At 58.4% G+C, this 12764-nt stretch carries 9 protein-coding genes; 4 read left to right on the forward strand and 5 right to left on the reverse strand.

All coding sequences use genetic code 11. The annotated features are described in order from the left end of the window. Positions 1-15 precede the first annotated feature (15 nt). Positions 16-639 (reverse strand): bifunctional 4-hydroxy-2-oxoglutarate aldolase/2-dehydro-3-deoxy-phosphogluconate aldolase, encoded by a 624-nt coding sequence (locus ASE07_RS08365; protein ID WP_057290354.1) that lies wholly within the window; start codon positions 637-639, stop codon positions 16-18. A gap of 47 nt (positions 640-686) precedes the next feature. Continuing rightward, the gene (edd, locus tag ASE07_RS08370) at positions 687-2600 is read right to left on the reverse strand and encodes a phosphogluconate dehydratase (protein WP_057290355.1); all 1914 of its coding nucleotides are present in this window, start codon (positions 2598-2600) and stop codon (positions 687-689) included. Positions 2601-2853: 253 nt separating this feature from the next. On the opposite strand from edd, the gene pgi reads away from it, so the two are divergent. The 4 genes from pgi (at position 2854) to tal (ending at position 8063) form a co-directional block, all read left to right on the forward strand. Next, on the forward strand, positions 2854-4506 hold the full coding sequence (gene pgi / locus ASE07_RS08375) for a glucose-6-phosphate isomerase (protein WP_057290564.1): 1653 nt from the start codon (positions 2854-2856) through the stop codon (positions 4504-4506). 171 nt (positions 4507-4677) lie between these two features. Further along, positions 4678-6168 (forward strand): glucose-6-phosphate dehydrogenase, encoded by a 1491-nt coding sequence (gene zwf / locus ASE07_RS08380; RefSeq protein WP_057290565.1) that lies wholly within the window; start codon positions 4678-4680, stop codon positions 6166-6168. Positions 6169-6171: 3 nt separating this feature from the next. Further along, a complete protein-coding gene (locus ASE07_RS08385; RefSeq protein WP_057290356.1) occupies positions 6172-7041 on the forward strand; it encodes an SIS domain-containing protein in 870 nt (289 codons plus the stop codon). An 86-nt stretch (positions 7042-7127) separates the two neighbouring features. Then, complete coding sequence (gene tal, locus ASE07_RS08390; RefSeq protein WP_057290357.1) at positions 7128-8063, forward strand: transaldolase; 936 nt, start codon at positions 7128-7130, stop codon at positions 8061-8063. A 275-nt stretch (positions 8064-8338) separates the two neighbouring features. Here tal and ASE07_RS08395 read toward each other — a convergent pair whose 3' ends face one another. The 3 genes from ASE07_RS08395 to ASE07_RS08405 all read right to left on the reverse strand — a co-directional run bounded on the left by ASE07_RS08395 (position 8339) and on the right by ASE07_RS08405 (position 12727). Next, positions 8339-9634: a replication-associated recombination protein A gene (locus ASE07_RS08395; protein ID WP_057290358.1), complete on the reverse strand. Its 1296-nt coding sequence runs from the start codon at positions 9632-9634 to the stop codon at positions 8339-8341. 84 nt (positions 9635-9718) lie between these two features. Then, complete coding sequence (gene lolA, locus ASE07_RS08400) at positions 9719-10378, reverse strand: outer membrane lipoprotein chaperone LolA (protein WP_057290359.1); 660 nt, start codon at positions 10376-10378, stop codon at positions 9719-9721. Positions 10379-10387: 9 nt separating this feature from the next. Further along, the gene (locus ASE07_RS08405) at positions 10388-12727 is read right to left on the reverse strand and encodes a DNA translocase FtsK (RefSeq protein ID WP_057290360.1); all 2340 of its coding nucleotides are present in this window, start codon (positions 12725-12727) and stop codon (positions 10388-10390) included. Positions 12728-12764: the final 37 nt, after the last annotated feature.

The following is a 12764-nucleotide window of genomic DNA, read 5'->3' on the forward strand; positions in this document are numbered from 1 at the left end:
TTCGCTGTGTTGCCATCATTTGCGCAGCGATGCCGCTGCTGCCGCCAATGAAGTAATCATTGCCCAGTCCCCCGCCTGTATTGCCTCTTTCGGCGTCAACCACGAACCGCCAACGCATACCACGTTCTTGCAGGCGAGGAATTGCGCCGCAGTTTCCTGCGAAATGCCGCCGGTCGGGCAAAAACTGACATCCGGCAGCGGTCCTGCGATTGCATTGAGCATCCCGACCCCACCGGCCGGCACGGCGGGAAACAGTTTCAGTTGTCGAAACCCCGCTTCGCGCGCCGCCATGACTTCAGACGGCGACATCACGCCGGGCAGCAAAGGCAGGCCGCTCGATTTTGCGGCATCGATCAGGCTGGGCGTCAGGCCGGGCGACACACCGAATACAGCGCCGGCGTCACGCGCCGCACGAAACTCCTCGGATTGCGTCAGCGTCCCGACACCCACAATTGCATCGGGCACCTGGTCCGCCATGGCACGGATTGCCGACAAACCGTGCTCGGTGCGCAAGGTCACTTCCAACACGCGGATACCGCCGGCCACCAGTGCCTTGGCGAGGGGGACGGCGTGTTCGATACGTTCAATCGCGATCACCGGAATCACCGGAGAACTGCGCATGATGTCGAGAAGATTCATGATGTATTTAGCTTGATGGATGGTTGTGGTTATTGTAGTTATTGTGGTTATTTACGGGTAATGAGCGAATCTTCATCGGAGAAAGATTGCTGCTCCGGTACCGCAAGCGAATTATCCTGCTCCTGAGGCATATTGAGCGGCGGCGGCAACCCGAATGTCGCCGCACCCTCTTCCGCGGTACTGACTGAGTTGCGGAACATCGCAAACAACTCGCGGCCCATGCCGACATGGCTGCTGGTCAGATCCACGGACGGCGTGCCACGCACATTCCACTCTGTTTCTGCAACGAGCGCCTGCAAGATGCCGGCTTCCGCATCGACGCGGATCATGTCCCCATTCCGCACGCGGCCCAGCGGTCCGTCGGCCAACACTTCCGGCGACACATGAATCGCTGCCGGGACCTTGCCGGACGCGCCCGACATGCGGCCATCGGTGACTAGCGCGACGCGGCGGCCGGCGTCCTGCAGATTGGATAGGGCCGGTGTCATGGCATGCAGTTCCGGCATGCCGTTGGCGCGCGGCCCCTGGAAACGAACGACGGCAACAAAGTCGCGGTCAAGTTTGCCCGCCTTGTAGGCGTCCATGAAATCTTCCTGCGAATCGAACACGATGGCGGGCGCTTCGACGACGCGATGTTCCGGCTTGACGGCAGATACCTTGATGACCGCGCGACCGAGGTTGCCTTGCAGCAGGCGCAGGCCGCCGTCGGGAGAAAACGGATCTTTCGCGGTACGCAGCACGTTCGCATCCCCGCTTTCGACGGGCGGTGTCTTCCATACAACTTGCTGGCCGTTGAGGAAAGGTTCGGCACAATGTGCGCGCAAGCCCTGCCCCATGACAGTCGTGACGTCTTCGTGCAGACGTCCGGCATCCAGCAGTTCGCGGATGACGAAGCCTGTGCCGCCAGCGGCATGGAAATGATTGACGTCGGCCTCTCCGTTCGGATAAATGCGCGTCAGGAGCGGTACCGCGCCCGACAATTCATGAAAATCGTTCCAGTCGATCACGATCCCTGCGGCGCGCGCCATCGCAACCAGATGCAGCGTGTGGTTGGTCGAACCACCGGTCGCCAATAAAGCCACGATGGCATTGACAATCGCTTTTTCATCGACGATGCGTCCCACGGGAATATACGTCTTGCCCTGCTGACTGATCTCGACCGCGCGACGCGCTGCGGCAGCGGTTAGCGCGTCCCGCAATTCGGTGTTGGGAGTAACAAAAGCGGTGGCGGGCATATGCAGGCCCATGACCTCCATCAGCATCTGGTTGCTGTTGGCGGTGCCGTAAAACGTACAGGTGCCGGCACCATGATAAGACTGCGATTCGGATTCCAGCAATGCGTCACGCCCGAGCTTGCCCTGTGCATACAACTGGCGTACCTTGGCTTTTTCAGAGTTGGAAATACCGGTGGTCATTGGTCCCGCAGGAATGAAGACAGCCGGCAAGTGCCCAAAATGCAATGCGCCGATCAGCAGGCCGGGAACGATCTTGTCGCAGACGCCGAGGTAGACGGCGGCATCGAACATGTTATGAGACAGCGCAACGGCGGTCGCCATGGCTATCGTGTCGCGCGAGAACAGCGACAGCTCCATACCCGGCTGGCCCTGCGTGACACCGTCGCACATCGCAGGCGTGCCGCCGGCAAACTGGGCGACTCCGCCAACGCTGCGCACGGTTTCCTTGATGATATGAGGAAAGCGTTCAAAAGGCTGGTGTGCCGACAGCATGTCGTTGTAGGCCGAGACGATGGCAACCGATGGCGCCTTTTGCTCCTTGAGCCTCAGTTTGTCGTTCGCGGGAAATGCGGCAAAACCATGGGCGAGATTGGTGCACGCCAGTGCGCTACGGTGCACGCCCTGCAGGCGGGCGGCCTCCATTCTTGCAAGGTAAGCGGAGCGATAGGGTTTGCTGCGCGCGATGATGCGTTGCGTGACGGTATGAATGACAGGATGAAGTGACATAATTCGGATTCCGCTGTTTTTCGTAATTTTACTACGTATTTTTGAAGACTGTTCCAGAGCTCTTCATAAGAAGCTTCGCTTGGTTTTTCTCTGCTACCGATGGAAAAGATGGAAAACTCACACCACAAATACACATATTCCTTACTGAGAAAACGCAAGACTCGATAGACAGGAATTCAATATGATGTAGTGAATTTACCAGAATTTATGTATAGTTAAATTAATGACGACCTCCGGCCCGCAACGAATCGACATGCATCAACTTCCTCCTCTTCACGACGCACCCGCCTTTCAGGCGCTGCAGCGGCACTATACGGACGCCAGCCAGTGGCATTTGCGTACCTTGTTTTCGGGACATCCCGATCGCTTCACGCAATTTTCGCTTGAAGCCGCCGGCTTGTTTCTTGATTACTCCAAGAACAGGATGGATGGAACGACGCTCTCGCTGCTGATGGAACTGGCGCGGGAACGGCATGTGATCAAGCATCGCGATGCCATGTTTGCCGGCGAAAAAATCAACTCCACCGAGCAGCGCGCGGTCCTGCATACCGCACTGCGCGCACCACGCGGCGCGACCGTCATCGTCAATGGACAAAATGTGGTGCCAGAGGTTCATGCGGTGCTAGATCATCTGGGCGAGTTCACGGAGCGCGTGCGCTCGGGAAAGTGGTTAGGCCGTAGCGGCAAGCCCATGACGGACATCGTCAATATCGGCATTGGCGGCTCCGATCTCGGCCCTGAAATGGTGTGCCGGGCGTTACGTACGCATGCCCAGCCCGGGCTCAATCTGCACTTCGTCGCCAATGTTGACGGCCACGACCTGGTCGCGGTGCTTGCCAGAGTGCAGCCCGAGACCACGCTCTTCGTCATTGCTTCCAAAACCTTTACCACGCGCGAAACCATGATGAACGCCCAGTCGGCGCGTGCATGGTTCCTGCAGACAGGCAAGGAAACCGATCTTGCCAGGCACTTTGTCGCGGTGTCGACAAATGCAAAGGCGGTCAGCGAATTCGGCATCGACACCGACAACATGTTTCCGTTCTGGGATTGGGTCGGCGGGCGCTATTCGGTCTGGTCGGCAATTGGACTGCCGGTTGCGCTCGCCATCGGCATTGATGGGTTCCAAGAATTTCTTGCCGGTGCCCATGCAATGGACAAGCATTTCCGCACGGCGCCGCTGGAACGCAATATGCCGGTTATCCTGGGCATGCTTGGCGTGTGGTATCGCAACTTCTTTCAGTGCGGCTCGATATCGATTGCGCCCTACCACCAGGATCTCGCCCAGTTTCCCGCGTATCTGCAGCAACTGGATATGGAAAGCAATGGCAAGCAGGTCACCATGGCCGGCAAAAGCGTGGGCGCTGACACCGGCCCTGTAGTCTGGGGCGATGTCGGTACGAACGGACAGCATGCCTACTTCCAATTGCTGCATCAGGGGACGACAATGATCCCTGTCGATTTCATTGCGGCCTTGCAGCCGACGCACGCGTTACCGTCGCATCATGCGGTGCTGCTTGCCAATTGCTTTGCACAGTCGGAAGCGCTGATGCGCGGCAAGGACGCTGATGAAGTACGCAAAGAGTTGCAGGATCAGGGTTTGCCTGAGGACCAGATTAACGCATTGTTGATGCACAAGGTTTTTCCAGGCAATCGACCGAGCAATACGATCCTGATGGAAAAGCTCACGCCGGCAGCGCTCGGTGCGCTCATTGCGCTTTATGAACACAAGGTGTTCGTGCAAGGCGTGGTGTGGGGGATCAACAGTTTTGATCAGTGGGGGGTCGAACTCGGCAAGGTATTGGCCAAGAATATCGAGCCGGAGATCAACGGCGCGCCGCGTCCGGATTTGCATGACAGTTCAACAAATGGACTGATTGCAAGGGCGAAAGCAGCGCTGAGTGATTAGGCTAAACCGATGTGCGTGATGAGTTAAACGACTGCATTGCGCATTGCATGGTCCCCCGCATGCTTCCACGTGCATGGCTGGCTCGGCATGCATGCGCGGGGCTCACACCAGCAAACTTCAACCGAAGCGACAAGCTTCCCTTTCCAACGCTCCGCATCCACCACATATATCATGGCCTTATCCGACTTCGATCTTGTACTCTTTGGCGGCGGCGGCGACCTCGCCATGCGCAAACTGCTGCCGGCGATGTACAACCGTCACCGCGCCAATGACTTGCCTCCCGCCGCGCGCATCATTGCTGTCGGACGCCATCCGTGGAGCCACGACGAATTTCTCAACACGCTGGAACAGAACGCGCGTCCTCACATCCTGCAAGACCATTTCAACGATGCAGCGTGGGAAAGTTTTCGCAAACGATTGTCCTATGTATCGCTCGATGCCAGTGACGGCCATACCTACGGCGCGTTGGCGCAGACCATGCGAAACGATGCGGACAACAAGACAGGAACGCCGGTCACGCGCGTGTTCTACCTCGCCATGCCGCCCAACCTGTTTGCCACGATCTGCCGCCACCTGAAGGAATGCGGCCTGGCGACACCCGAGTCGCGGGTCGTCCTCGAAAAACCCCTGGGGCGCGACCTTGCCAGCGCAAGACAAATCAATCATGAAGTCGGCCAGGTATTCGCCGAATCACAGATCTACCGCATTGACCATTATCTCGGCAAGGAAACGGTGCAGAACCTCCTGGCCCTGCGCTTCGGCAATGTCCTGTTCGAACCATTGTGGCGACGCGAATGGATTTCCGATGTCCAGATCACCATCGCCGAAGAACTGGGCGTAGGCAATCGCCTCGATTACTACGAGACCGCCGGCGCACTACGCGACATGCTGCAAAATCACCTGCTGCAGCTGCTCTGCATCGTCGCCATGGAACCGCCCGTATCCACCTCACCCAATGCCGTCCGCGACGAGAAGCTCAAGGTGCTGCGTTCACTCAAGCGTTTCACCCCGCAAATGCTCACGCAGAACGTGGTGCGCGGCCAGTACCGGTCGGGTCATGTCGATGGTGTCGCCGTACCCGGCTACCGCAAGGAGCCCAATGCCAATCCGACCTCACGTACCGAAACCTTCGTCGCAGTGAAAGCGGAGATCGATACCTGGCGCTGGGCCGGCGTGCCGTTTTACCTGCGTACCGGCAAACGCATGGCCGACCAGCTCGCGGAAATCGTGGTGCGCTTCAAGAAAATTCCGCATTCCATTTTCGCCCGCCCCAACAGCAGCTTTCAGTCCAACAGCCTGATCATCAGCCTGCAGCCGGATGAAGGCCTGCAGATGAACCTGATGGCCAAGACGCCGGGCGATGGCATGCGCTTGCGCCCGGTGGAACTGGAACTGGATTTCCGCGAAACCTTCAAGATGCCGCGCATGGACGCTTACGAGCGTTTGCTGCTTGATGTGCTGCGCGGACAACTGACGCTCTTCATGCGTAGCGATGAACTCGAAGCCGCATGGGAATGGGTAGAGCCCATCCTTGAACACTGGGAACAGGAAGGCGACGATCCCTTGCCTTATACTGCGGGCACGTGGGGCCCTGCAGCCGCCAGTGCGCTGATCAGTCGCGATGGCCTGCAGTGGCGCGAAGAATCCATTCCCGAGAAATAAGCCATGCTGCTTGATTCCATCCGTACACAGCTGGACGCGCTTTCCAAGTCGGAAAAAAAGGTGGCGCTGGCGGTGCTGAAGAATCCGGACCTCGCGGTCTCCGGCAACATCACTGCGCTCGCAAAGAATGCGCAGGTGTCGGAGCCGACGGTCGTTCGCTTTTGCCGTGCTCTCGGCTATGACGGCTGGCATGAGTTCAAGCTCAAGCTTGCGCAGACTCTCGCGCTGGCATTACCGCAGACGGATGAATCGCCGCTGCAGGATGATCTGGCCGCCGATCTGGTCAACAAGATCTGCAGCCGTTCGATCAACACGCTGCTCGACCTGCGCAACAATTTGCAACCAGCCGCCATCGAACGTGCGCTGGATGTCCTTAACCGTTCGAATAAGATTGAATTCTGGGGACAGGGCACGTCGGGCATCGTCGCCTCCGACGCCCAGCACAAATTTTTCCGCTCGGGCGTGCCGACCGTCGCCTACTCGGACCCGCATATCCATGCCATCTCGGCGGCCCTGCTCAAGAAAGGCGATACGGTGGTTGCCATCTCCCAGCGCGGTAACAGCACTGCCTTGCTGCACAGCGTGCAACTCGCGCGCCGGGTGGGCGCCGATGTGGTCGCCCTGACGCCGAGCGGCACACCGCTGTCCGACCTGGCGACGGTGCTGGTACCGATCGACCTCAGTTTCAATATCGATCCGTACACGCCAATTTCCGCACGACTGGCCCATCTGGTGGTCATCGATATTCTTGCGGTCGGCCTGGCGCTGAAGGGTGGACCGGAATTCAGGAAAAAAATGCAAAATGCACAAAAGGCGCTGCAGAAACTGGATATGCAGTTCGATTCCTTCCTGCGCCATCCGCCAAAGCTCTAGTTGCATATTGTCATGACGCACATCTAACCATAGTCATCCGATGGGGTTATCATGCTGGTTTCCCGTTCCTCATTGGCGCATTTCCCATGAACCAGCTCGAACAACTGAAGCAGTACACGACCATCGTTGCCGATACCGGCGATTTCCAGTCCATCGAGGCGTTTGCACCACGCGACGCCACCACCAATCCCTCGCTGATCCTGAAAGCGGTTCAGAAGGATCAGTACAAGCCGCTATTGGAAAAAGCCGTGCGTGACAACGCGGGCAAACCGACAGGCGACGTCATCGACCGCCTGCTGGTCGCTTTTGGCACGGCAATTCTGAACATCATTCCTGGGCGTGTATCGACCGAAACCGATGCCCGTCTTTCCTTCGATACGCAAGCCACCATCGACAAAGGCCGTGCGCTGATCGCCTTGTATGAAGCCGCCGGTGTTTCGCGCGAGCGCATCCTGATCAAGATCGCCTCGACCTGGGAAGGCATCCGCGCAGCGGAAGTGCTGGAGAAGGAAGGTATTCGCTGCAACATGACGCTGCTGTTTTCGCTGCCTCAGGCGATTGCCTGCGCCGATGCGCAAGTACAGTTGATCTCGCCGTTCGTTGGCCGTATCTATGACTGGTACAAGAAGTCGACTGGCCAGGAATACACCGGCGCAGACGATCCGGGTGTTCAGTCCGTCAAGCGGATCTATAACTACTATCGCAAGTTCGGCTACAAGACCGAAGTCATGGGGGCGAGCTTCCGCAACACTTCGCAGATTACGGAACTGGCCGGCTGCGATCTGCTGACCATCAGTCCCGAACTGCTGCAGAAACTGGCTGACAGTGATGCGCCGATCGCTCGCCAATTGAGCCTTGAAGAGGCACAGGGGGCCGAGTTGCAGAAGCTCACACTCGATGAAAAGTCGTTCCGCTTCATGCTGAATGAAGACGCCATGGGCACGGAGAAACTGTCCGAAGGGATTCGGTTGTTCTGTGCTGATGCGGTGAAGCTGGAAAAGATGGTCGAGGCTTTGCGATAAGGTTCAGTTCGGTCGAACGATTTCCAGCGGCGAATGAAAGAAAAGGCCGTTGTACATCGCTGAACCGCTCCTTCCCCCTTTTAGGGGGAAGGTTGGGATGGGGGTGAAAAGGTTGGTCCGAAGCAGGTGCTTGCTCGACCTCCACACCCCCACCCTAGCCCCCCCCTAACAGGGGAAGGGAATCTGACGGCGATGGTTGCGAGATCGTTTGATTCAGCTGGCTGACGATAATCTACTCAAGCCCAAAAACACCACTTCAACACTTACACCACCCCCTACTTCTTCTCGTTCTTCTTCGCTTCCCGGTCGAGTGTCTTCAGGTACGCAAGTTTTTCCCCTATCTTTCCTTCCAGCCCGCGTGGCGTAGGCTGATACCAGTTCGGCTCCCGCATGCCTTCCGGTAGATAGGTTTCTCCGGCCGCATAGGCATCCGGTTCATCATGTGCATAGCGATAGAGCTTGCCGTAGCCGAGTTCCTTCATCAGCTTGGTCGGCGCATTGCGCAGATGTTCCGGCACCGGTCGTGATTTGTCCTTGGCAATGAAGGCACGTGCGGCGTTATACGCGTTGTAGACAGCATTTGATTTTGCCGCACAGGCGAGATACACCACGGCTTCGGCCAGCGCGAGTTCGCCTTCCGGCGATCCAAGTCGCTCATAGGTTTCTGCCGCATCGAGTGAAAGCCGCAAGGCGCGCGGATCGGCCAGGCCGACGTCTTCCGCCGCCATGCGAATGATGCGACGTGCGAGGTAGCGCGGATCGGCACCGCCATCAATCATGCGCACGAACCAGTAAAGCGATGCATCCGGATTCGAGCCGCGCACCGATTTATGCAGTGCAGATATCTGGTCGTAGAAGGCATCACCGCCCTTGTCGAAGCGGCGCAGATTTTCCGCCAGTGCGGTGGACAGCAAGGCTTCATCCACCTCCTGCTGGTCGCTTGCAGCGGCGGCCCTTGCGACGATTTCAAGGTTGTTCAGCAGTTTGCGTCCGTCTCCGTCAGCGCTGGCGACGAGGGTAGCCTTGGCATCCGGCGTAAAATCCAGGCCGTCGAGTTCCTGGATGCAGGCGCGATCCACCAGCGCATCAAGATCCTCGTCCGACAAGGACTTCAACACATAGACCGCGGCACGCGACAACAACGCGCCATTCACTTCAAATGAGGGATTTTCCGTCGTTGCGCCGATGAAGGTGAACAGTCCGCTTTCAACATGTGGCAGGAAAGCATCCTGCTGGCTTTTGTTGAATCGATGTACCTCGTCCACGAACAGAATGGTGCGCCGCCCGGAATTGGCCTTGACCACCTGGGCGCGCTCGACAGCCTCGCGGATATCCTTGACGCCCGACAGCACCGCGGACAGCGCGATGAATTCCGCATTGAAGCTGTCAGCCATGAGCCGGGCCAGCGTCGTCTTGCCGACACCCGGCGGCCCCCAGAGGATCATGGAATGCGGCTCGCCGGATTCAAACGCAACGCGCAAGGGTTTGCCCGGTCCCAGCAGATGATGCTGGCCGATCACGTCGTCGAGCGTTTGCGGGCGTAGCCTTTCGGCGAGTGGGATGGAGTTCATGGCGTCGGACGGGTCAGCCCCGCCTTTCTTGTTTTAATCTGCACGAAAACAGCGCCGTATCCGGGCGCCGCCATTGTTTATTAATTATTGCTGAAAGACGTCGGCGCCTTTGGGTACCGCAAACCGAAACTGGTCGGCAGCCATTGCCGGGTTCTTTTCAAACTTCTTGAACGACAGCAGCGACACCTGGCCAAAGGAATCACGCAATTCCATCGCCAAAGGTACACCATCCTTGAGGCCGATGCCGATACGGTCGAAGGTCGTGTCCTTGCTCTTGGGCGTCGCTTCCAACCACTCCAGCCCGTCCTTGGTGCCGGCATCCTTCAGGGTGAAATTCTTTTCGAGGTCATTGCTGCCGAACAGGATGGCCGCCGGTGACGAACCGAGGGCATTGCCGAGCTGCCTGACGGTCACCTGGTTCAGATCTTTGTCATAGATGTAGAGCTTTTCGCCATCCGCCTGCAGCAACTGTTCATACGGCTTCTGGTAAGTCCAGATGAACTTGCCCGGACGGGCGAACATGAAGGTGCCCGTCGACTCATTGGAGACCTTGGCACTGCCGTCCATCATCTTGACCTGGCGCTGCGTAAATTCGCCCTTTGCCGACTTGGTCGACTTGACGAAAGATTTGAACTGGTCGAGCGCCGATGCGCTTGCGACGACGGGCAATACCATCGCGAGCACAGCAAGCGCGCGCATGGCGGGAAGCAGACGGGGAAAGCGAACCGATCTTTTTTGTGTCAAAGCGTTTTCCTATTCCTGGGTAGTGCCGGCCGGAACAAGGATTTCGCGGTTGCCATTCGATTGCATCGAGGAAACCAAACCGCTCTGCTCCATTTGTTCCAGCAACCGGGCTGCGCGATTGTAGCCGATCCGTAAATGTCGCTGCACGAGGGAGATGGATGCGCGGCGGTTCTTCAGTACGACGGCGACGGCCTGATCGTACAAGTTGTCAGACTCGCCGCCGCCTGCAGCGGCTTCTCCGCCGAAAGCAGCATCGCCCCCCTCTTCGGCTACGCCTCCTTCTAAGATTCCTTCTATGTAATTCGGTTCCCCCTGGGCCTTGAGGTGCTCGACCACGCGGTGCACTTCATCGTCCGATACGAAGGCGCCATGCACGCGCACCGGCAAGCCGGTACCGGGCGGCATGTAAAGCATGTCACCCATGCCGAGCAACGTTTCGGCGCCCATCTGGTCAAGGATGGTACGCGAGTCGATCTTGCTGCTGACCTGGAAGGCGATGCGCGTCGGGATGTTGGCCTTGATCAGGCCGGTGATCACGTCGACCGATGGGCGCTGCGTGGCAAGAATCAGGTGAATGCCGGCTGCCCGCGCCTTCTGCGCGATACGGGCAATCAGCTCTTCCACCTTTTTGCCGACTACCATCATCAGGTCAGCCAATTCGTCGATGATGATGACGATCGTCGGCAGTTTTTCGAGCGGCTCAGGCGCATCCGGGGTCAGGCTGAAGGGGTTGGGAATCTTTTCTTCCTTCTTGTCCGCCTCGGCGATCTTGGTGTTATAGCCGGCAAGGTTACGCACGCCCAGCTTGGACATCAGCTTGTAGCGGCGCTCCATTTCGGCGACCGCCCAGTTCAGCGCGTGACCCGCCTGGCGCATGTCGGTGACAACCGGCGCCAGCAAGTGCGGGATACCTTCATAGACCGACATTTCCAGCATCTTCGGGTCGATCAGGATCATCCGCACATTGTTGGGATCGGATTTGTACAGCAGCGACAGGATGGTGGCATTGATACCCACTGACTTACCGGAACCGGTCGTACCGGCGACCAGCAAGTGGGGCATCTTGGCCAGGTCGGCCACCACCGGATTGCCGGCGATATCCTTGCCGAGCGCCACGGTCAGGCTTGACGCACTGTCGTTGTAGATCTTGGAACCGAGGATTTCGGTCAGGCGCACGATCTGGCGTTTCGGATTCGGCAGTTCGAGCCCCATGTAGTTCTTGCCGGGGATGGTCTCGACCACACGGATCGAGGTCAGCGACAGCGAACGCGCAAGGTCACGCCCCAGGTTGACGATCTGGCTGCCCTTGACACCGGTCGCCGGCTCGATTTCGTAACGGGTGATCACCGGACCGGGATAGGCGGCGACCACCTTGGCTTCCACGCCAAAGTCGGACAGCTTTTTCTCGATCAGGCGGCTGGTGAATTCCAGGGTTTCGATGCTGACGGTTTCCTGCGCCGGCGGCGGCTCATCCAGCAGCGACAGGGGCGGCAGGTTGGTGTCGGGAAGATCGGCAAACAGGGAAACCTGTTTTTCCTTTTCCACGCGCTCGGATTTCGGTACCGCGACCACCTGTGGCTCGATGCGGATCGGCGGCGCCTCGACAATCTTGGCACGCTCCTGCACCACCACTTCCTCGCGCTTGACCGCGGCAACCTGACCGACCTTACGGTCTTCGCGCGCGGCATACAGGTTTTGGACGCGCTCGACCAGGGTTTCAATGACGCCGCCAATACGCTCGGCCACAGCGAGCCATGAAACATGGAAGAACAGGCTGAAGCCGACGCCGAACAGCAGCAGCAAAAATAAGGTCGCGCCGGTAAAGCCGAATGCGTGCTGCGCTGCGCTGCCGATCAATTCTCCGAGTACGCCGCCCGGCGCGCGTGGCAGTTGGGCCTTCAACGAATACATGCGCAGATATTCGATGGCGACACTGCCGAGCAGCATCAGTACGAAACCGATGGCGCGTACCCATACTTCGGTATGGTGTTCGGGCTCGGGTTCTGTCTGGAGCAGAAACCGCTGGGAAAGCCGGCGATAGCCTTTCATGACGGAGCGCAGCAGGAAGACACAGCACCACCAGGCCGAAAAACCGAAGATGAACAACATCAAGTCGGCCAGCCAGGCACCGATGCGCCCGCCCCAGTTGTGCAGATGCGGCACCACATTAGCTTGCGACCAGCCGGGATCGGTCTTGGAATAGGTCAGAAAAATAAGAAACAGATAAACGGTAACCACCGTCAGCACGAACCAGCGTGCTTCCGACAGCAGGCGTACCAGCCGGTTAGGCAGCGGATTGGCTTCCGGCGGGCTGGTATTACGGGTATAGGCTTGGGTTGTTCTACTCATAACTTATGTGAAATTCGGGAAGCGCCGCTTCCGGGCG

Source organism: Noviherbaspirillum sp. Root189 (assembly GCF_001428545.1).
Taxonomy (GTDB): Bacteria; Pseudomonadota; Gammaproteobacteria; order Burkholderiales; family Burkholderiaceae_D; genus Noviherbaspirillum.